General features: G+C 60.4%; 19 protein-coding genes and 1 pseudogene. 10 read left to right on the forward strand and 10 right to left on the reverse strand.

The features are described 5' to 3' along the window. Positions 1–9 precede the first annotated feature (9 nt). Positions 10–576, reverse strand: coding sequence for a sugar transferase (locus RLEG4DRAFT_RS60530; protein ID WP_003576626.1), 567 nt, complete (start codon positions 574–576; stop codon positions 10–12). A 226-nt stretch (positions 577–802) separates the two neighbouring features. Continuing rightward, a pseudogene (repC, locus tag RLEG4DRAFT_RS60535) lies at positions 803–1,167 on the reverse strand (replication initiation protein RepC); the annotation flags it as partial. A gap of 57 nt (positions 1,168–1,224) precedes the next feature. On the opposite strand from repC, the gene RLEG4DRAFT_RS60540 reads away from it, so the two are divergent. Then, a complete protein-coding gene (locus RLEG4DRAFT_RS60540; protein ID WP_037093334.1) occupies positions 1,225–1,575 on the forward strand; it encodes a hypothetical protein in 351 nt (116 codons plus the stop codon). Positions 1,576–1,622: 47 nt separating this feature from the next. On the opposite strand, the gene repB is transcribed toward RLEG4DRAFT_RS60540, so the two are convergent. The 5 genes from repB to RLEG4DRAFT_RS60565 all read right to left on the reverse strand — a co-directional run bounded on the left by repB (position 1,623) and on the right by RLEG4DRAFT_RS60565 (position 6,934). Continuing rightward, positions 1,623–2,675, reverse strand: a complete 1,053-nt coding sequence (repB, locus tag RLEG4DRAFT_RS60545; protein ID WP_003576625.1) for a plasmid partitioning protein RepB — start codon at positions 2,673–2,675, stop codon at positions 1,623–1,625. Positions 2,676–2,717: 42 nt separating this feature from the next. Further along, positions 2,718–3,932, reverse strand: coding sequence for a plasmid partitioning protein RepA (gene repA / locus RLEG4DRAFT_RS60550; RefSeq protein ID WP_003576624.1), 1,215 nt, complete (start codon positions 3,930–3,932; stop codon positions 2,718–2,720). Positions 3,933–4,129: 197 nt separating this feature from the next. Next, positions 4,130–4,369 carry a hypothetical protein gene (locus tag RLEG4DRAFT_RS60555; protein WP_003576622.1) on the reverse strand — a complete coding sequence of 80 codons (240 nt, stop codon included), beginning with the start codon at positions 4,367–4,369 and terminating at the stop codon, positions 4,130–4,132. 130 nt (positions 4,370–4,499) lie between these two features. Then, a complete protein-coding gene (locus RLEG4DRAFT_RS60560; protein WP_003576620.1) occupies positions 4,500–6,449 on the reverse strand; it encodes an SARP family transcriptional regulator in 1,950 nt (649 codons plus the stop codon). A 26-nt stretch (positions 6,450–6,475) separates the two neighbouring features. Beyond that, positions 6,476–6,934, reverse strand: a complete 459-nt coding sequence (locus RLEG4DRAFT_RS60565; RefSeq protein WP_003576618.1) for a helix-turn-helix domain-containing protein — start codon at positions 6,932–6,934, stop codon at positions 6,476–6,478. A 345-nt stretch (positions 6,935–7,279) separates the two neighbouring features. On the opposite strand from RLEG4DRAFT_RS60565, the gene RLEG4DRAFT_RS60570 reads away from it, so the two are divergent. The 5 genes from RLEG4DRAFT_RS60570 (at position 7,280) to RLEG4DRAFT_RS60590 (ending at position 12,148) form a co-directional block, all read left to right on the forward strand. Then, positions 7,280–8,482 (forward strand): MFS transporter, encoded by a 1,203-nt coding sequence (locus RLEG4DRAFT_RS60570; protein WP_003576616.1) that lies wholly within the window; start codon positions 7,280–7,282, stop codon positions 8,480–8,482. 212 nt (positions 8,483–8,694) lie between these two features. After that, positions 8,695–9,255, forward strand: coding sequence for an FMN reductase (gene msuE, locus RLEG4DRAFT_RS60575; RefSeq protein ID WP_003576614.1), 561 nt, complete (start codon positions 8,695–8,697; stop codon positions 9,253–9,255). Between the two features lie 244 nt (positions 9,256–9,499). After that, the gene (locus tag RLEG4DRAFT_RS60580; RefSeq protein ID WP_003576612.1) at positions 9,500–10,339 is read left to right on the forward strand and encodes a MetQ/NlpA family lipoprotein; all 840 of its coding nucleotides are present in this window, start codon (positions 9,500–9,502) and stop codon (positions 10,337–10,339) included. Between the two features lie 89 nt (positions 10,340–10,428). Further along, entirely contained in the window at positions 10,429–11,514 is a 1,086-nt protein-coding gene (locus RLEG4DRAFT_RS60585; RefSeq protein ID WP_003576610.1) for a methionine ABC transporter ATP-binding protein, read from the forward strand. Then, entirely contained in the window at positions 11,495–12,148 is a 654-nt protein-coding gene (locus tag RLEG4DRAFT_RS60590) for a methionine ABC transporter permease (RefSeq protein ID WP_003576609.1), read from the forward strand. The genes RLEG4DRAFT_RS60585 and RLEG4DRAFT_RS60590 overlap by 20 nt, the downstream gene beginning before the upstream one ends. 1 nt (position 12,149) lies before the next feature. Here the strand turns inward: RLEG4DRAFT_RS60590 and RLEG4DRAFT_RS60595 are convergent, their stop codons facing one another. After that, entirely contained in the window at positions 12,150–13,508 is a 1,359-nt protein-coding gene (locus RLEG4DRAFT_RS60595; protein WP_003576607.1) for an LLM class flavin-dependent oxidoreductase, read from the reverse strand. Between the two features lie 98 nt (positions 13,509–13,606). Between RLEG4DRAFT_RS60595 and scpA the strand changes: the two genes are divergently transcribed. Next, positions 13,607–15,745: a methylmalonyl-CoA mutase gene (gene scpA, locus RLEG4DRAFT_RS60600; RefSeq protein ID WP_003576605.1), complete on the forward strand. Its 2,139-nt coding sequence runs from the start codon at positions 13,607–13,609 to the stop codon at positions 15,743–15,745. A gap of 59 nt (positions 15,746–15,804) precedes the next feature. On the opposite strand, the gene RLEG4DRAFT_RS60605 is transcribed toward scpA, so the two are convergent. Next, the gene (locus RLEG4DRAFT_RS60605; RefSeq protein WP_003576603.1) at positions 15,805–16,965 is read right to left on the reverse strand and encodes a fumarylacetoacetate hydrolase family protein; all 1,161 of its coding nucleotides are present in this window, start codon (positions 16,963–16,965) and stop codon (positions 15,805–15,807) included. Between the two features lie 368 nt (positions 16,966–17,333). Between RLEG4DRAFT_RS60605 and RLEG4DRAFT_RS60610 the strand changes: the two genes are divergently transcribed. From RLEG4DRAFT_RS60610 to RLEG4DRAFT_RS60620, 3 genes are read left to right on the forward strand one after another with little or no spacing between them, the layout of a single operon-like run. Then, the gene (locus tag RLEG4DRAFT_RS60610) at positions 17,334–18,344 is read left to right on the forward strand and encodes a Gfo/Idh/MocA family protein (RefSeq protein ID WP_003576601.1); all 1,011 of its coding nucleotides are present in this window, start codon (positions 17,334–17,336) and stop codon (positions 18,342–18,344) included. Between the two features lie 10 nt (positions 18,345–18,354). Further along, positions 18,355–19,449 carry a Gfo/Idh/MocA family protein gene (locus RLEG4DRAFT_RS60615; protein ID WP_003576600.1) on the forward strand — a complete coding sequence of 365 codons (1,095 nt, stop codon included), beginning with the start codon at positions 18,355–18,357 and terminating at the stop codon, positions 19,447–19,449. Between the two features lie 18 nt (positions 19,450–19,467). Beyond that, positions 19,468–19,863 carry a VOC family protein gene (locus RLEG4DRAFT_RS60620; RefSeq protein WP_003576598.1) on the forward strand — a complete coding sequence of 132 codons (396 nt, stop codon included), beginning with the start codon at positions 19,468–19,470 and terminating at the stop codon, positions 19,861–19,863. A 15-nt stretch (positions 19,864–19,878) separates the two neighbouring features. On the opposite strand, the gene RLEG4DRAFT_RS60625 is transcribed toward RLEG4DRAFT_RS60620, so the two are convergent. After that, positions 19,879–20,799, reverse strand: a complete 921-nt coding sequence (locus RLEG4DRAFT_RS60625; protein WP_003576596.1) for a helix-turn-helix domain-containing protein — start codon at positions 20,797–20,799, stop codon at positions 19,879–19,881. Positions 20,800–20,838 lie beyond the last annotated feature (39 nt).

The raw sequence follows: 20,838 nt of genomic DNA on the forward strand, positions 1-20,838 counted from the left end.
GTAGGTAGCTTAATGCCGTATTCCCTTGCGGCGGATTACCTTGCCTGCGGTCAGAAACAGGATGCGCATGTCGAAGCCGAATGAACGCCGCTCGAGATATTCGACGTCGAATTTCACCTTCTCCGGAATCGGCAACTCGTCGCGGCCGTTGATCTGCGCCCACCCGGTCAATCCGGGCAGGAGCTTGTCGACACCGTGGGCTGTTCGCAACTCGATCAGATCATCCTGATTGTAGAGCGCCGGCCGTGGGCCGACAAAACTCATCCTGCCCCTCAGAATGCACCAAAGTTGCGGCAGTTCGTCGAGGCTCGATTTACGCAGAAACGAGCCGATGGGTGTCAAAAACCGATCCGGATTTTCGAGCAGATGGGTGGCCACCGTTGGCGTATCGACCCGCATGCTGCGGAATTTCGGCATCAGGAAGATCCGATTGAAACGGCCGACACGTTTTGACCAATAGAGGATTGGTCCCGGCGAGGTAAGGCGAACACAAAGAGCAACGATAAGGATCGGAACGAGCAGGATCACCGACGCAATCAAAGCCAGGAAAAAATCCACTCCCCGTTTCAAACCCATGTTAAGCTGCTCTTCCTTGCTCACCGACGGTTACCGCTCTTTGCCCTATCGCCTTGCCGTATCGTCAAAAAACGTTTCGCGTCAACTGCGAGACATCGGGATTCCTTGTCGGCGACTGGGTCGAGATTGATCGTTCGCTTTAGCTTTAGGATCTCCGCAGTCACCTAACTCCGTGAAATGAAAGCAAAAAGCTCCCAATTCGAAGTTATCGCGGCTTTCATTTCCGTCACGGTTTATTAAACATAATGGCTGCACCGGACAGGTGAAGCGAACCTTTAGCCTGTCTTCCCTCTGATCGGCGACGCGCAAGGGCCATCAACATCGGACCGATGGCAAATTCTCCTCTCTCGCCGCGGCGTGTCAGATCGCTCAGACAACCGCCGGCCGAGTTGATATGCCCTGCCCTCTCCAGGACCAGGCCATCACGGTGGCGGCATTTTCAGGTCCCATGATCTCGCAGGAGGCCGACGGCCTCACTCCGAGCATCGAACGAACGGCGACCGCCGCCGCCATCAGATCGCGCCACGTGCCGACCGTCCCATGAGGGCCATAGGCTCCGATCTCAGGGCAGGCCTGCAGCACCAGCACCAGCACCAGCGGAAAGAATGGCCCAACGTTGGCAGCGGAGATAACGCGTGCCCCGGAGACATGCTCGTTCTGGCCTTGATCTTTCTGTATTTGGGCTATCGCTTCGGCCCGACCTTCCGATCGAACATCCGACGTCGCAAGATGCAGTATGGATTTGAATTCTATATGTGCCGCTCAGAATGTTGGGCATTGCCGCATTTCCAACTGAATGACGATCTCCTCGCGCAGCAGCTCCAACTCGTCGAGGGTGGCGGCGACCTGTTTGGCCGACTGCGACCGTGGCAGGTGCTCGACAGCGTTGCGAAAATGCAGGTGAATCGTACTCCAATCGCCGGCAGCCCCCCTCCATCGCCATCAAATTCGGTGCCTCTTGGCTATGATTCGAGGAAATGTGATTCTCCGGGTGTCTAGATCAAAGAGGTTCCGCAACGGCTACGTTCGGGGGCCTTCTCTTGTGCTTATTGATCTCCGTCTTTCGTCAAATCCTGTGTCTTCTCGAACGCCTCGTAAAGATGATCCAGGTTGCTGGCGATATAGGCTCCAAAGGCAGACGCCCTTTCCGCCTTCAGCGCGATGGTGAATTGTTTCCCGTCATCCTTGATCTTCGCCTTGACCGCGCCGTCCTTGCGCTGCCAGACGTGAGCCGCAGGCTGACGCGTCGCTGTTGATGACGTCGGTTGTTGCCTCCTGCTGATGAAGGCAACCAGCATATCGAAGCGGGCATCCGGCTCCGCTGTCTCGAATTCCGCCGACCTGCTGAACTCGATCGCCCGCGCTGAGATGTTTTCGGTCTCGAACTTTACCGACAGATCGTGCCAGCGGTCACGGCCGGTCGTCTTTGCCGCGCCGATCGCAGCCAGGACTTCCGCTGGGATCCGCCTGGTGACGGACAGCATTTTGGAAACTGTCGTCTTGTCGGCGCTGAGCGCCGACATGATCGTTTCCCTATCGAAACCCAATGTGTCGAGCTTGTCGGCAAACATCGTCCTCTCGATGAACGAGAGATCGGCGCGCGCTGAGTTCTCCTGACCCTGGGCGATGACATGGTCGCGATCGTCAAGTTTCTTGACGATGGCGCGGACAGGTCGGCCGAGTTCCTTGGCGGCCCGGGCGCGACGGTGGCCGAAGGCGATCTGATATCGACCGTCCTTGTCAGGATGCGGGCGGACGAGGATCGGCGAATCCTGACCACGCAGGCGGATAGCCTCGACCAATTCGCGAAACTGTTCGTCGGCATGGGCCAACCGGTCCGTCACGAACGAATCTTCGATCAGGGCAGGGTCGAGATCAATCACCGTCTCGCCGGTCGCCAGCTTCTCCTCGATCGCTTTGGCCGCGTCCGCCTTGGCAGCCAGCGCATCGATACTGCGCGTGACGGCGCCGAGCGCGCCGATGCCCTTATAGGTGATTTGGTGTTTCTCGTCCCTCTGAAGCGGCTCGTCCTCATTGTTTACCGCAGTAAACTTCTTGGAATCGTCCATCAGGCCCGAGAGGAGATTCTTACGTGCCATCAGTCGGCCCTCGCCCCTGTTTACCGCAGTAAACTTTGTCGGTCATTTCCGCCCCCAGGCTTTGTGAATGAGATCGACGATCTCATTGTTGACGGCATCCATTGCCTCCATGGCGCGATCATAGGTCGCGCGGGTAAACTGCCTCCGCTCCACCTCGTAAAGCGTCTGGTTGGTCATCGCCGCGTCCGAGATCGCGACGCTGCGCAACATCGGATTGGTCAGCACATGGTTCTTGAACATCGAACGCATGAAGGCGACCATCTGCGTCTGCGGCCCGTCCTGCGGATCGTAGCGGGTCACGAGATAACGCAGCCAGTCGAGGTTCATGTTGCCGCCGGCTCCTTTCAGCGTATTCAGGACTTCGCCGAGCATCTGCAGGAATTGGCACATCGACATGACATCGAGCATCTGGGGATGCACGGTGATCAGAACCGCCGTTGCGCCGCAAATGGCGCTCATCGTCAAAAAGCCGAGCTGGGGAGGGCAGTCGATGATGACGACGTCGTAATCGTCGGCGACCGAAGACAGCGCCTCGTCCAACCGCGCGAAGAAGACGCGCCCGTAGTCGCCCGCCTTGCCCTGAGCAAGCACGCGCGGCGTATCATGCTCGAATTCCATCAACTCGAGATTGCCAGGCACCAGATGCAGGTTCGGGAAATTCGTCGGCCGGATGATATCCCTCAGCGGCCGCCGCTGATCGTCATAGCGAATGGCGGCGTAGAGCGTCTCATTCTCGCTGACGTCGAACTCCGGCTGAAAACCGTGGATGGCGGAAAGCGACGCCTGTGGGTCGAGGTCGACGGCAAGCACACGGTGACCGGTCAGGGCAAGGTGCTGGGCAAGATGCGCAGCACTCGTGGTCTTGCCACTGCCACCCTTGAAATTGACGACGGCAACGACCTGGAGATGTTCGCTGCCTTGGCGGTGACGCATATAATGCGTTCCGGCGCGGGCATTGTGCTCCAGGAAGCTGCGCATCTCTTCCATCTGCTCGGCCGTATAAGACCGGCGGCCCGACGGTGTGACCTGGGGAAGGGCGCCTTTGCCTTCCAGCGACAGATTGCGAAGGTAGCCGCTGGTTACGCCGAGAAAACGCGCCACTTCGGCCAGCTGAAATTCCCTGAGCCCCTTCAGCGCGCGCGGCGGAAACATTTCGAGCCGATGCTGCTTCAGCTTGTCGGATAGCTCTTGGGCCTGACCAATGATCAGTTGGTCGACATCGGAAATTGCTTTTTCTATCTGCGGCGCCATATTCATGGAAATCTCGAAAATGCGATTTAAAAGCCCTGCGAGCTTTGAAAGCGCATTTAGCGACGATTCTGGAGGAGTGGCAAGGCAAATAGGGTTAACAAGACCCTACCGCTGGGTTGTCCATTTTTTTCAAAGGCTTGGACGCGGGTCCACTGGCGCTCCCGCGTAGCAGCCGCGTATTTACGGGCCGAATCGCCCGCCGCTCAGTGCCGTGTGCCGAGCAGATTACCGTCCTGGCCGCTTTCGTGGGAAAGGGTGACGCCGCTTCTGTCGAGGTCCTGGAGCAGGGCGCCAAGCGCAAGGTCGAGGCAATAGGCGGAGAATTCGGCGTTCAGGTCTTTGGCATTCTCTCGGGCATAGGCAACCAATCGGGCGAGCGATACCAGCTCCTTGAGCTCTTCGTCACTTTTCGGGGTGATCGTTGCTTCGGCTGCATCGTGCATCTGAGAATTCTCCGGCTTCCCTTGCCGGCGCATGCCGACAGAGCAAAGACAGCTTAATCCTCTTGAACGAAAAACGCGCGTGACACAGGCGTGACAGGATTTGCCGGCTTATACTTGTCGGTGCCGGACTTCAGAAGCCAGCCCTGCGTAACGCCTCCCGATACTGTTCCTTCTGCCATTGTTCCTTGAAGGGGACGACGGAAAGCCATTTGTCGACATCGAAATCCGGATAGATCTCACGCACCTTGCGCATATAGAGACGCGCGTTTTTCATATCGCCGAGCATGGCCCAGCAGGCAGCCGAAAGCCGGTCGGCCGGTGTGCGGTCGTCCATTAGGGCGATCTGCTCGAGCGCCTCGGCATAATGGCCGAGGGCGAAATTCGCGCCGGCCGCCGTCCATAGATAGTCGGTCGGGCTCAGCGGATTGAGTGAGATGGCCCGCTCGATCTTGGCCAAGGCATCGGCAGGGCGCGACGCATGGACGAGCGTATCGGCATAACTCGCAATGCCGTCGGCATAATGCGGGCTGAGCTCTTCCGCGAGCTTCAACGCCAGGACGCTTTCATCAAGGTCCCCGAGATAAAGTTTGGCAACGCCGAGCTCACGAAAGCCGGCCGCAAAAGACGGATCGGCGGCGATCGCCCGGTTCGCATAGTCCTCCGCAAGCCCGAGCAACTCGCTGTCGCCACGTGCCGTCAGCAGCCACTCGACGAGAAACGTGCGCGACAATCCGCTGAGCGCAGGGGCAAAATGTGCGCTGTGTTGAAGCGCCTCGCGGAAAGCCTTTCGGGACCGGCGTACATCGGGGAGGGCAAGCCGCTTCACATCCCGCAGACCGAGAAGGTAGCTGTGATAGGCGGCCGAATTGCCCTCGAAGGAATCGCGCATGGTTTCATGCCGGCGGACCTGCCCGGCAAGCTCTCTGGCGATCTGCCGGGCGATTTCGCGCCGGTGGGTTATCAGTTCGTATTTCTCGAGGCTGAAACGCTCGGCCCAGATGACTTCATCGCTGCCGGCATAAATGAGCTGGACAAAGAGCGCAGGGCTGCCGGCACGATCGGTCAGCCTCGTGTCGAGAACATAGGAAATCGAATGGCGCAGTATCAGCTCAGCCTTGTCGGCATTGTGTGCGATGCGAGCGGCCGTATGGGGCGCCACCACCGAAACCGTATTCAGTGTGCAAAGGCCGATGGTCACGTCCTCGATCAGCGCCTCGGAGAGCATCGGCACGGCGCCGACCGCACCGGTCCCACCCGGCGGCAGCAGCACCAGACGGGGCAGGGGACCGGGAACGCGAACGCCGCCGTCGCTGAGCGGCATCGCAACGCTCTGCGGTGGTTGACCACCGGCGAAGATTTTGCGGACCTCTCGCAGCGCCTGCACGTCAAGGCCGATATCGAATTCGCTTTCCAGCTCGTGCTTGCTCCTTTCGAAAAGCCGGCGCGCCTTCTCCAGCTCTCCTTCGGACTCATAGGCATCGAGAAGGATACGACGAATGTTCTCGTCATCCGGTGCCTCGCGGAAAATCCTAAGCGCCGCCTCCTTGATCAGGCTGACATCCTCTCGCGACTGGGCCATTGGCAGCGCCGTCTTCAGCGCATCCACCAGGACGGCCATGTGCCTGTCGCGCTGGCCGGCGATCCATTGCCGCGTATTAACGCTCTGGTCGGCGAGCCCAGCCAGGAAATCCTGTCGAAGGAGGGCAACCAGCCGCTGCAGCCTGTCAACTGCGCCTTCGCCTTCGGGGTTGGTGAGTTCGAAGAGATCACCGGAAAATGCATCTGGCCTGACCCGCACACCGGTCGCCGTGAAGGCCAGAAGCTCGGTACCGAGTTCGATTTGACGCGCCTGAATGCGCGATATGGTCTTTCGCAGGTTGGCCATGATGTCGGAGTTGTCATGGCTGTCCCACAAGAAGCGCGCCAGCGCCGGCCGCGGATATTCGCTACCAGTCCCGTCTCGCAGATCGCGGTCCAGCAGATAACAAATGGCCAGCAGGCCCTTTTCCGGGAACGCCGCTGGTTTACCGGCCGGGTCGATCAGCCGCAACTCACCAAATGACTCGAGCCTGAGCTTCATGCGGATATTGCCTGCCGACTGCCTGACTATTCTCCAAGCGGAAGTGTACTGTCCGCTACCGGAGTGCCCAATGTTACACCGCGGCTTTCCGCCTGCGCCATCGCATTCACCAGTGCGATGATCGTTCCTCGGATATTCCGGTCGGCGATCTTCAGAAAGGCGCGATTGAGCACCAATCCCTCTTTCGTTCGCAGAAATTGGGCGACCGGATCCGTATTTGCGGGCAGATCCAGCCCTTGCAGCGTCAACGGCTCGGAATTTTCCTGTTCAAAGAAGAAGCTCGGCGACGTGTGAAGCACCTCGGCGATTCGCTGCAGACGGCTCGCGCCGATGCGGTTGATGCCCTTCTCGTATTTCTGAACCTGCTGAAAGGTCACGCCGATTTGCTCGGCAAGCCGTTCCTGGCTCATCCCGAGCAGCTGCCGGCGCATTCGTATGCGCGATCCGACATAGCCGTCTATTGCATTCGGTGTCTTGACATTCATCGCGTGTTTTCAGCCTCGATCGTATTTTCAATCGTTCAAGCTGTAGTATCCCCCGCGTTGTTTTTCCATGCTTTGTTTTCATATAGCTTATTCGATATGCGATGATCGCGATCGACTGTAATATGAAAGCCCGAAAAGACCATGCAGAAATCCATCGGCAAAAGCGCAAATCGAACAAAAGCCGTACCGATCCTGATGAAACTGGGCTGTAATTGCCTCCCGGCTTACGCTAGATGCACTTAAGCGACCGTCGCTTGATCCTCTTTCCCAGCCCCGATCGCCCGAAATCCATCGAACAAAGCGACGCGGCACGGCAACCAACCGGGCCGTCGAGGAGAAATGTCCATGGCAACCGTTGCCGAGAGCGCGCCCCGTTTCGAAAAAACAACGATGTCTATCCTGGTGGCAGTCAGCTTCTGCCACATGCTGAATGATATCATGCAGTCGCTGCTCGCCTCGCTCTATCCGCTGTTCAAGGCGAATTACGATCTCGATTTCGTGCAGATCGGCCTGCTTACAATGACGTTCCAGGTCACGGCGTCTCTTCTGCAGCCGCTGGTCGGCATCGTCACCGACCGTTGGCCGATGCCCTATTCACTGCCGGTCGGAATGGCGAGCACCTTTTGCGGCCTCATCCTGCTCGGCAATGCCGGCAGTTTCGCACTGCTACTCGTCGCCGCCAGCCTGATCGGCTTCGGTTCGGCGGTCTTTCATCCGGAATCCTCGCGCGTCGCCCGGCTTGCCTCCGGCGGTCGCCACGGTTTCGCACAGTCCTTCTTCCAGGTCGGCGGCAATGCCGGCCAGGCGATCGGTCCGCTGCTCGCGGCTTTTATCGTGCTGCCGCTCGGCCAGCACAGCGTCTCCTGGTTTGCCGCCATCGCCATGCTCGGCATGGTCGTGCTGAGCTGGGTCGGAAACTGGTATATTGGCCATCGTCGTCAGAACGCCAGCAAGCCGGCGGTGAGCCGGGCTCTGCCGCTGCCGCAGAACAGGGTCGTCTGGGCGCTCGCCATCCTCGTGCTGCTGACGGCGACGAAGAACGTCTACATGGCGAGCGTGTCGAGCTACTTCACCTTCTATGTCATCGACAAGTTTGCGCTCAGCGTCCAGCAGGCACAGCTGATGCTCTTCCTGTTCCTCGGCTCGGTCGCCGTCGGCACGTTCCTGGGCGGACCGATCGGCGATCGCTTCGGCGCCCGTTTCGTCATCTGGTTCTCGATCCTCGGCGTCATTCCTTTCGCGCTGATGCTGCCCTATGCAAACCTTTTCTGGACGGGCGTGCTCAGCGTCGCCATCGGCCTGATTTTCGCTTCGGCCTTCTCGGCAATCGTCGTCTTCGCACAGGAACTGGTGCCCGGACGCGTCGGGCTGATTGCCGGCGTCTTCTTCGGTTTTGCCTTCGGGGCAGGGGGGCTGGGTGCGGCGCTGCTCGGCAGTTTCGCCGACACCCATGGCATCGACTTTGTCTATCGCATCTGCTCCTACCTGCCGCTTCTCGGCCTGCTGACGATCTTCCTGCCGCGCATCCCGAAGCCAAAACCGGCCTGAAGCGATATCGCGCTTCGACAACGCATCGGGCCCGCAATATCCCATATTCCGGGCTTGACGGATGGTGCGGTCTCTCAAGTGGCGATCGCCTGCAGATGAGAATGTATTTTTCTCCTCATCATGGTGAAGAGGGATCAGCATTTCTTTAATCCACTATTTTTATAGATAATATCTATCCAATAATCGGTCGAATGATTTTGGAAGGAAATGGCATGTCTGCTTACAAACTGGTCGGCCTTGCGGGTAGCTTCAACCGTCCCTCGAAGACCTTCACGCTGGTCGAAAACATCGCCGGCCTGGCCGGCGAGAAATACGGCTTCGACAACACCCTCTACGATCTGACCGATGTCGGCCCTTCGCTTGGCCAGGCGCTGCGCCGTGACGATCTCGACAGTCGCGCCATGGAAGTCATCGACGATATCATCCATGCCGACCTGCTGGTCATCGGCGCGCCGACCTATAAGGGCAGCTATCCCGGCCTGTTCAAACATCTGATCGATCTGATCGACCCGCATGAACTGCGCGCCAAGCCGATCATCATCACCGCAACAGGTGGCGGCGACCGGCATGCGCTGATGGTGGAGCACCAGCTGCGCCCGCTCTTCGGCTTCTTCATGTCTCACACGCTGCCGACGGCGGTCTACGCATCCGATCGCGACTTCACCGACTATCGCGTCTCATCCGAACCGCTTTCCAAGCGGATCGGGGAGGTCATCGGCGAGCTCGCAGCCTTCTTTCCGATCAGCAATCAGGCGCTTATCGCGGCCGAATGAAGCGGGCAGGAAATGGCTTGAAACGGCGCCCCGGAGGCGCCGTTTTCGTTTTTTAGATAATGCTTGCGGGCGGGTGTAATCCACAATTTTTATGGAAATTTATCCTGCCGATATCGACAGGGGGGCAAGAGTTTTTCCGACCCCTCCCACACATCAGACGTTCGTGCTTCGCTCCTGATGCGTGCATTTGCCATGATCAGCCGGCTCGGGGCGATTGGCCTCATTCAGTCAGACGGGATACAAAATGACCAAGAAAAAAAATCTTCACGACTTCCAGCTTTCGCGCCGTGCGGCCCTTGCCGCCGTCGCCGTTTCCGCTGCTGCGCTCTTTGCTTTTGCAGCGCCCGCTCCTTCCTTCGCCGAGGACAAGTCGATCAAGGTCGGCATTATGGCCGGCGAGGAGGAGGACATCTGGCGCGTGGTCACCAGCGAGGCGGCCAAGAAGGGCCTCAAGATCGAGACCGTTATTTTCAACGACTACACACAGCCGAATGAAGCGCTGGAGCGCGGCGAGGTTGACGCCAACGCCTTCCAGCACCAACCCTATCTCGATAACCAGATCAAGCAGCACGGCTATCACATCACTCGCGTCGGCTATACCGGCGTCTGGCCGATCGGCCTCTACACCAAGAAGTACAAGTCAGTTGCCGAAATCCCGGAAGGTGCTGTCATCGGCGTTCCCAATGATCCCTCGAACGAAGGACGGGCGCTACGCGTTCTCCAGAGTGAAGGCCTGATCAAACTGAAGGAAGGCACCGGCATTCTCGCAACCGTCGCCGATGTCACCGACAATCCGAAGAAGATCGAGATCAAGGAACTCGACGCCGGCATCGTCGGCCGTTCGATCGACGATCTGGATGCCGGTGTCGTCAACACCGACTGGGCCCTGAAGAGCGGCCTTTCTCCGGCCGAACGCATTGCCCAGGAGCCGATCACTGATAATCCATACCGCAACTTCATTGCCGTCAAGGACGACAATAAAGACGCCGACTGGGTCAAGACACTCGTGTCTTCCTATCAGAACGACACCGTCAAGGCCGAATTTGACAAGGTCTACAAGGGGACAGGTCTCAGCGCCTATTGATCCGAAATCGGGCCGGGGTTAAGGCCTGCCGAGAGGCGGTCCGGGCGTTCCCTGCCCGGGCCGCCTTCAATATTTGTCAGGAAAAGCACATGAATTCCTTTGTTTCCGCGACAGCGATCGAGGCACAGCCGCAAGCGGCAGTGACCGAAGTAGTGAGGCTGACCGACGTGAAGCGGCGTTTCGGAACCACGCCAGCCCTCGACGGTGTTTCGCTGACGGTGAAAAGAGGCGAGATCCTGGGGATCATCGGCCGCAGCGGCGCCGGGAAGTCGACGCTTATCCGCTGCCTGAACGGCCTGGAGCGCGCCGACAGCGGCGAGATCCTGATTGAAGGCCGCGATATCACGGCGCTTGCCGAGCAGGAATTGCAGCCGCTGCGTCGTCGCATCGGCATGATCTTCCAGCATTTCAACCTGTTGTCCGCCAAAACCGTGGAGGAGAATGTCGCGCTGCCGCTGAAGATTGAGGGCGTCGGCAGGAGAGAGCGCTTGCAGCGGGCGCATGAGCTGCTCGATCTCGTCGGCCTTGCCGACAAGGCGAAAGCCTATCCATCATCGCTCTCCGGCGGCCAGAAACAGCGCGTCGGTATTGCCCGCGCACTCGCGGCACGCCCGGCGCTGCTTTTGTCCGACGAGGCAACATCGGCGCTCGACCCGGAAACGACGCGGTCGATCCTGGCGCTGCTCAAGGACATCAACCGTAAGCTCGGGCTGACCATTCTGCTGATCACCCATGAGATGGAAGTTGTGCGCGGTATTGCCGACCGCGTCGCAGTCATCGACGCCGGGCGGATCGTCGAAGAGGGGCAAGTCTGGTCGGTCTTTGCCGAGCCACAAGCCGCCATCACCAGGAGCCTGCTCGGCGGCATCCGCCCGCAGCTTCCCGACCACATCGCCGGTAGGCTTTCGGCGAAGGCGGGCAGCGAGGCGATCCTCAGCGTCGATCTCGCCGGGCCGCAAGCCCAAGGCGCGCTGTTTGCCGAACTTTCGGCGGCGCTGCCGCATTCCTTCCGCCTCGTCCATGGCGGCATCGACCACATCCAGAACCAGCCGGTGGCGCGGTTCTTCGTCGCCGTTCCCACGCGCGACCCCGCGCTTGCCGGAAAGGTCGAACAATTTCTGATGGCCCGATCCGCCCGGGTGGAGGTGCTTGGTTATGACACCGATCATGCTTGAACTGCTGATACGCTCCCTCTGGGAGACGATCCTGATGACCGTCGCCTCAGGCGTGATCTCGCTCGTTGCCGGCCTACCCCTCGGTCTTGCCCTTGTCGTCACGGCACGCGGAGGCATTGCTGAAAACCTTTGGATCAACCGCGGGCTCGGCGCCGTGATCAACGGCTTCCGGTCGGTGCCTTTTATCATCCTGCTGGTGGCACTGATCCCCTTGACGCGGCTGATCGTCGGCACGGCGCTGGGCACCTGGGCGGCCATTGTGCCGCTCGCCATCGCGGCGACACCCTATTACGCCCGCATCGCCGAAGTGTCGCTGCGCGAGGTCGACCGCGGGCTGATCGATGCCGTGCGCGCCATGGGCGGCAACCGCTGGACGATCATCCGCGAAGTGCTGGTGCCCGAAGCGCTGCCCGGCATCGTCGCCGGTTTCACCGTGACGCTGGTGACCTTGATCGGCGCTTCGGCGATGGCGGGTGCCATCGGCGCCGGCGGCCTCGGCGATCTGGCCATCCGCTACGGCTATCAGCGCTTCGAAACCGATGTGATGATCACGGTGGTGGTCGTCCTTATCGTCCTCGTCTGCGGCATCCAATGGATTGGCGATCGACTGGTTGCCAAGCTGGACCATAAATAAGTTAGCGCCGGAATCTGGCGGCGGGATGAGCGGCGGGCAATCTGCCGTTCCCGCCGCCGAAGAGTTTTTGCCGCAATGGTCCCTCAGAATAGTCCGCTTTGAAGACGCCAAGCTCCTGCAGCACCGGCACCACCAGTTCGACGAAATCCCGCAGGCTCTCCGGTGCCACTGTCCGTGCCAGGTTGAAGCCGTCGATATCGCCTTCGGCGATCCATGTCTGTAGGCGATCGGCGATCTGCTCCGGCGCGCCAACCATCGGCTTAATCCGACTGCCAAGCACCATCTGGTCGACGATCTCTCGCTTCGTCACTGGCTTTGCCGCCTGCTTGGTGATTGCAGCAAGCGCCGATTGATTGGCGTTGGTCGAGCTCTGGTCGACAACGTCATCCAGCTGGTATTTCGCCAGGTCGATGCCGATCGAGGCAGAGTAGTGCGCAAGCGAGGCTTCGACGCTCGCATGTCGGCGATAGTCCTCCAATCTGTCCTGCGCTTGCCTCTCCGTCCGCCCGACGACAACGGTGATCAGATTCACGATCTTCAAGGCCGCTCCGCCACGGCCGAATGCCTCCGCCTTCGCCCGGAGCGCATGGACGGTCGGCCGGGCCGCCCCGGGGTTCGGGCTGGCGATAAAGACACATTCGGCGTGGCGGGCTGCAAAATCCTGCCCGCGGGCCGAAGCGCCGGCCTGGAAGAGCAGGGGCGTGCGCTGGGGCGAGGGTTCGGCAAGATGGATACCCTCCATCCGGTAATATTTGCCGTCGTGACTGACGGCACGCACCTTCGATGGAGCGGCATAAATGCCGCCCGACTTGTCGCGCAGCACCGCATCGTCGCCCCAGCTGCCCTCCCAGAGCTTGTAGACGATCTCAAGATATTCCTCGGCAGCATCGTAACGCGCATCATGCTCCGGCAGCGTGTCGAAACCCATGCTGCGGGCAGCGCTATCGAGATAGCCCGTGACGATGTTCCAGCCGATCCGCCCCTTGGTCAGGTGGTCGAGCGTCGACATGCGCCGCGCCAGCAAAAAGGGCGGCTCGTAGGTAGTATTGACAGTGACGCCGAAACCCAGATTTTTCGTAACATAGGCCATCGCCGAAATCGGGATCAGCGGATCGTTGACCGGGATTTGCGCCGCCGTCTCGATTACCGGCGCCGGGCTCCCCTTGTAGACGTCATAAACGCCGACGATATCGGCGAGAAAGATGCCGTCCAGCTTGCCTTGCTCGGCGGTCCTGGCGAACTCCGTCCAGTAGTCGAGATCGGTATACTCGACCGACCGGTCGCGCGGATGCGTCCACAGGCCGTGGTTGATATGCCCGACGCAGTTCATGTCGAAGGCATAGATCTGCATTGTCTTCATGAGACGAATCCTGGGCCTGGAATAAAAATCAAGGATTGGTATCGCACGGCGATCCCGTGAAATGGTAGGGTGCGGGCGAAATAAGCCGGAGGAAAGGCATGACGAAAAAGACGCTGTCGGATTGGGCGGAGCTGGCGCAAAAGGAATTGCGCGCCGCGCCGGAAACGCTGAACTGGCAAACGCCGGAAGGCATCGCCGTCAAGCCACTCTATACGGCCGAGGATCTCGAGGGTGCGGACCACCTCGGCTCGCTTCCCGGTTTTTCGCCCTTTACCCGCGGCCCGCGCGCGACGATGTATGCCGGTCGGCCCTGGACGATCCGCCAATATGCCGGCTTCTCGACGGCGGAAGCGTCGAACGCGTTCTACCGGAAGAACCTCGCCGCCGGCCAGAAGGGCCTGTCGGTCGCTTTCGATCTTGCCACCCATCGCGGTTATGACAGCGACCATCCGCGGGTCGAAGGCGATGTCGGCAAGGCCGGTGTCGCCATCGACAGTGTTGAGGACATGAAGATCCTGTTCGACGGCATTCCGCTTGCCGACATGTCGGTGTCGATGACCATGAACGGTGCCGTCATCCCGATCCTCGCCTCCTTCATCGTTGCCGGCGAAGAGCAAGGCGTTTCGAAGGCCGATCTGTCCGGGACCATCCAGAACGACATCCTCAAGGAGTTTATGGTCCGCAACACCTATATCTACCCCCCGGAATCCTCGATGCGGATCGTCGCCGACATCATCGAATATACCGCAAAGGAGATGCCGAAATTCAACTCGATCTCGATTTCCGGCTACCACATGCAGGAAGCCGGCGCGACGTTGGTGCAGGAACTCGCCTTCACCCTGGCTGACGGCCGGGAATATGTCAGAGCGGCGATCGCCAAGGGTCTCAACGTCGATGATTTCGCCGGAAGGCTGTCCTTCTTTTTCGCCATCGGCATGAACTTCTTCATGGAGGCCGCCAAGCTGCGCGCCGCCCGGCTGCTCTGGACGAAGATCATGGAGGAGTTCCAGCCGAAAAAGGCCTCGTCACTGATGCTACGCACCCATTGCCAGACCTCCGGCGTCTCGCTGCAGGAGCAGGATCCCTATAACAACATCATCCGCACCGCTTTCGAGGCGATGTCGGCCGTACTCGGCGGCACGCAGTCGCTGCACACCAATTCCTTCGACGAGGCGATCGCGCTGCCAACGGAATTTTCAGCCCGCATCGCCCGCAATACGCAGCTGATCCTGAGCCACGAAACCGGTGTCACCAGGGTGGTCGATCCGTTGGCCGGTTCCTATTACGTCGAGAGCCTGACGAAGGAGCTTGCCGACAAGGCATGGGCGCTGATCGAGGAGGTGGAGGCATTGGGCGGCATGACCAAGGCCGTCAATGACGGCCTGCCGAAACGGCTGATCGAGGAGGCCGCCGCCCGCCGCCAGGCAGCCGTCGACAAGGGCGAGGAGGTCATCGTCGGCGTCAACCGCTACAGGCTCGACAACGAACAGCCGATCGACATTCTGGAGATCGACAACAGCGCAGTGCGCACCGCGCAGATCAAACGCATCGAGGAAACGAAGCGCCGCCGCGACGGCAACGCCGTGCGCGAAACACTGGCCGCCTTGACGCTGACCGCACGCAGCGGCCGCGGCAACCTGCTCGAAGCCGCCATCGAAGCGGCGCGGGCCCGCGCCACCGTCGGCGAGATATCGGACGCCATGCGCGAGGCCTTCGGCGATCACACGGCCACGCCTGAGGTCATCACCGGCGTCTATGGCGAGGCCTATGACGACGAGCCGGAGCTCGCCGTGCTCAAGTCGCGCATGACGGAGGTGACGGAAGCAATGGGACACCGGCCGAAGATCATGGTCGCCAAGCTCGGTCAGGACGGACACGACCGCGGCGCCAAGGTGATCGCCTCGGCCTTCGGCGATATCGGCTTCGATGTGCTCGCCGGCCCGCTGTTCCAGACACCCGAAGAGGCGGTCGCGTTGGCGCTCGATGAAAAGGTCAATGTCGTCGGCGTCTCGTCGCTGGCGGCAGGGCACAGGACACTGCTGCCGCAGCTGATCAACAGGCTGAGGGAAAAGGGCGGTGACGACATCATCGTCGTCTGCGGCGGCGTCATCCCGCGGCAGGACTATGAATTCCTGCACGAACATGGCGTTGCAGCCGTGTTCGGTCCGGGCACCAATGTCCTCGAAGCGGCAAACTCCGTCCTCGACCTGCTGCAGGGCAGGCGGCGAAATCAATAGCTCATTACAGTTGCGCAATTCCGCACGCAAAAACCGCTGCACACTTTTGCTGGAATTGCTTAGAGCAACCCACGCTTTGCAAGGTTGCTCATCAGCGCCGAAATGCCGAAGGTCCAGGGCGGGCATTCGGTGGAAAGGCGTACCGTGTTGACGAGCGTGCCGAGGCCGGCCGAGGAAATCTCGACGACATCGCCGATCTTATGGGTGAAACCCTGCTTCGCCGCGTCGCGATCCTGTGTCGGCGCAAACAGCGTGCCGAGAAAGAGCATGAAACCATCGGGATACTGATGATGCGCACCGACCGTCTGTTTGACGAGATCGGTCGGGTCGCGGCTGATCTGCGACATCGAGCTCTTGCCGTGCAACACGAAACCATCCTGGCCTGACACCTTCAGGTCGAGTTCGGCCTTGCGCACATCCTCCAGGCTGTAACCGGCATCGAACAGGCGGATGAAGGGGCCGATCGAGCAGGAGGCGTTGTTGTCTTTGGCCTTGCCGAGCAGCAGCGCCGAGCGGCCTTCGACGTCGCGCAGGTTGACGTCATTGCCGAGCGTCGCCCCCTGGATCTCGCCGCGGCTGTTGACCGAAAGCACGATTTCGGGCTCGGGATTGTTCCAGGTCGAAATCGGGTGCAGGCCGACATCCGCACCCCAGCCGACCGAGGACAGCACCGGCGCCTTGGTGAAAACTTCAGCGTCGGGGCCAATGCCGACTTCGAGATATTGCGACCACATGCCCTCGTCGATCAGCGCCTGCTTGACCTTGGCTGCTTCGGGCGAACCGGCCTTGAGATTGGTCAGGCTGCCGCCGATCAGCGTGCTGACGCGCTCGCGGATCGAGGCGGCGCGCTCCGGATTGCCGGCGGCCTTCTCCTCGATGACGCGCTCGATCATCGATTGCGCGAAAGTGACGCCGCAGGCCTTGACCGCCTGCAGGTCGACAGGCGCCAGCAGATAGGGGTGAGCCTCATCCGGCGCTCCGGTGCTGTTGGCGGCCACTTCCTCCAGTGAGCCGATCGCCTTGCCTTTGGCAGCACGGACAAAATCGGCGGCATCCTGTCGCTCGAGCAGGGCGCTCAGCGTCGGCGTCTCGCGCGAGGTGATGTCGAGCAGCAGGCCGTCCCGCAATGTCACGACACTCGGCCCGGCAACCTCGGGATTCCAGACGCGGCCGACAAAAAGACCACCCGAAGCGGCGGCATCGAGAAGAGAACGAGACATGGCGATCTTCCATCACAGCGAGCCGGGAGCGCTCTTTGAAATCTTTCAGGGTCGTTGCCGCCCTCCAGCCCGGCGGCGGCTGAAATCGATCACATTCATCGAGGTCGGGCAAGGGAGGCTTGGGAAAAAGACTTTCGCCCGATCGGATCGACTGCGGGCTTCTGGCCAAATTTCGAATCGCCGAAAGCACGCAAAATAACTATTTAGATACAAAATAATCGTTATATTTCATATATTTAATTCTTAGCATGGGCCATTTCATCGCTGATCTTGCCTTGACAGACGCCAGCTTTCGTTATCTGTTTTGCCCGACATGCGGATGCCGGCGCCAGCCGGCGCTCAGAAAATCCCGGGAGGATATTGCAGCGATGTTGAGATTTGCCGTCGTCGGAATCGACCATGGGCATACGTTCGATCACGTGAAGGGCTTGCTGGCATCAGGCGGCGAGTTTGTCGGTTACTGCCCCAAAACTTCAGTGCCGGCATTGCGCGAGGCCTTCGAGAAGACCTATCCCGATGCGCCGCAGATCGACCGGGAAAAGCTGTTCGACGATCCGTCGATCGATGTCATCTGCATTGCCGCCATCCCGCGCGACCGCGCCGGGCTTGCCATCCGCGCGATGAAAGCAGGCAAGGACGTGATGACCGACAAGCCCGGCGTAACGACCTTCGCCCAGCTCGAAGAAGTCAAGCGTACGGTCGCCGAGACCGGCAAGATCTTCTCGATCTGCTTTTCCGAACGCCATTGCGTGCGCTCTGCCGTCAAAGCCGGCAAGCTCGTCGCCGACGGCGCGATCGGCAAGGTGATCCAGACGCTCGGCGTCGGTCCGCACCGGCTGCAGCTGCCCACCCGGCCGGACTGGTTCTTCGACCCCGAAGCCTTCGGCGGCATCATCGTCGATATCGCCTCGCATCAGGTCGACCAGTTCCTGTTCTATACCGGCTCGACCTCAGGCGAGGTGGTTGCCAGCTCGATCGGCAATTTCGGCATGCCCGACAAGCCGGCCTTCCAGGATTTCGGCGAGGTGCTGCTGCGCTCAGACAAGGCGGCAGGTTATATCCGCGTCGACTGGTTCACGCCGGAGGCGCTGCCGACCTGGGGTGATGGGCGCCTGACCATCCTCGGCACCGAGGGTTATATTGAGCTGCGCAAATATATCGATATTGCCGGCCGCCCGGGCAAGGATCACCTCTTCCTCGTCAACGGCAAGGAAATGACCCATATCGACTGCAGCGACGAAAAACTCGATTATTTCGATGCGTTCACCGCCGATGTCGGCAACCGCACGCAGACGGCGATGACGCAGGATCACGTTTTCGAAGTCTGCCGCCTTTCGCTCGAAGCCCAGGCGAAAGCCGCCCAGATCGGCGCTCGCTGAGGAGGATATCATGACCAGGAAATTGCGCGTCGGGGTCATCGGCGCAGGCATTGCCGCGCGGCATCTGGCCGGCTTCGGCTGGAACAAGGATCTCTTCGAGGTGCCCGTGCTCTGCTCGCTCGATGAGGAGCGCGGCAAGGCGCTGTGTGAGGAATACGGCATCGGCGAATACACGCAGGATACGGATTCGCTGTTTGCCCGAGACGATCTCGACATCATCGACATTTCGACGCCGCCGAGCTCGCATTTCGAGCTCTGCCGCAAGGGGATCGAATCCGGCAAACACGTGATCTGCGAGAAGCCGCTCTTCGGCTCCATCGCCGAGGTCGACGAGATGGGCCGCATCCTCGCCCGTTTCCCCGGCCGGAAGCTGATGCCGATTTTCCAGTATCGCTACGGCTCCGGCCTGCAGAAGCTGAAGCTGCTGATCGAAACCGGCCTTGCCGGCAAGCCGTTTCTGACGACGATCGAGACCCATTGGTGGCGCGGCCCGGATTATTATGCCGTGCCGTGGCGCGGCAAATGGGCGACCGAACTCGGCGGCGGCCTTCTCGGCCATGCGATCCACGCCCATGACATGCTGAACTATGTGCATGGCCCCTGCGCCGAGGTGTTTTCCTATGGCGCGACGCTGGTCAATCCGATTGAGGTCGAGGATACGGCCGCCCTTTCGGTGAAGATGCAGAACGGCTCGCTGGCGACGCTGTCGATGACGCTCGGCTCGCGCAAGGAAATCTCGCGGCTGCGCTTCTGCTTCAGCGATCTCGTCGCCGAAAGCATCCTCGAGCCCTATACAATGGGCCGCGATCCCTGGGTCTTTACCGCTGGAACAGAGGAGCACCAGGCGAAAATCGACACAGCACTCGCCGCCTATGTGCCCGGCGAGGACGGTTACACCCGTCAATTCGAGCTCTTCCATCAAGCGATCATTGAAGACACGGAGCCGCCGGTGACGCTGCAGGATGCCCGCAATTCGCTGGAGTTGGTGACATCAGCCTACTTCTCGCAGCGCACCGGCCAGCCGACGCCGATGCCGATCGCTGCCGATCATCCGCTCTATCGCTCCTGGCTTCCGGAAGATGAACGGCGCGCGGCTGCCGGTTGAGCAGGGGACGGACACTCCATGCTGAAGTCCTTCGAGCATGTCGGCATGACGGTCAGCGATATGGCCCGCACGGTCGATTTCTACTGCGGCCTGCTCGGCCTCAAGCTGCATCTGCGCAAGGTCATGGCTGACGGCGGAGAGATCGCCTTTCTCGATGCCGGCGGCGGCATGCTCGAAATCGTCGCACCTGCGGGTGGTGCGGCACGGGCGGTCGATGTGCCGGAGGGTACGGCTGGCCTGCGCCATCTGACCTTCCTGTTCGAAAGTGTCGATGAGGCCTTCGCCCGGTTGGAAAAGGCCGGCATCGAGATCAAGGAGCGGCCGCGCCTGGCAGTCAATGCCGAGGTGCTGCACAAGGTCGCCTTCCTGCGCGATCCCGACGGCATTCAGATCGAACTCGCCGAGAAACGGTAGGCGAAGGATCCAGAGCTAATTCCGGAAGGCGCCGGCGGGGATCGTCGTCACCAGCCGGATATCGCGGCGGAAGTCCGATGGCGACATGCCGGCGATGTGACGGAAGGACTTGTTGAAGGCGCTGATCGAGCCGAAGCCGCTGTCCATCGCCACCTGCAGCACATTGGCGCCTTCGCTCATCAGCATCGCCTGGGCGCGCGACAGCCTGAGCAGCGTCACATATTTGCTGAGCGTCATGCCGGTCGATCGCTTGAACAGATTCATCGCATATTTCGGATGCAGGTCGGCGGCGCGGGCGATATCGACCGAATCGATGTCGTGCAGAAAATTGGCGGCGATGAAATCGCACATGCGCGCGACGCTGCGTGAGGAATTCGGGTGTGGCTGATCGCCTTCCAGGCTGACGGCCGTCTTCGACGTCGTCATCGAATAGGGTTCGAGTGCGATGCGCTCGATGCGCAGCAGCAACTCGTCGACCGCGTGCTGGGCCTTGGCGGCATCGCCAGACTTGGAATAGCGAGACCAGCGGGCGAAGTTCTCGTTGTCGGCGGCATCGGTTGCCGAGGTCAGCAGCGTCTCGCCCTTCATCAGCCGGCTGGAAATGCTGATCGGCAGACGCAGCCGGAAGAAATAGATGAGCGGCAGATGGGCACCGGCATAGAGCGAATCATCCGAGGATTCATCCATCTGATGCGGCTGCCCACCCCAGAACAGGCACATTTCGCCGGCGTTCAGCCGGAATTCGTGGTCACTCATCCGATAATGAACCGTGCCACGCATGACGTAGTTGACCTCGACCTGGGCATGCCAGTGCGGCATGGCCATGACGAGCGGATGGGCATGAAACATCTGCAGCGCCGTCGGCGAACCCTCGATGCTGCTTGCGCCGGGCTGATAGATTGCACTCGTGCCGACCTTACTTTCCGCCAAATCCATGTTCCCTTTTTAGGAGACACCCGCTCCTTTGCAGATAGT

Source organism: Rhizobium leguminosarum bv. trifolii WSM2297 (assembly GCF_000271845.1).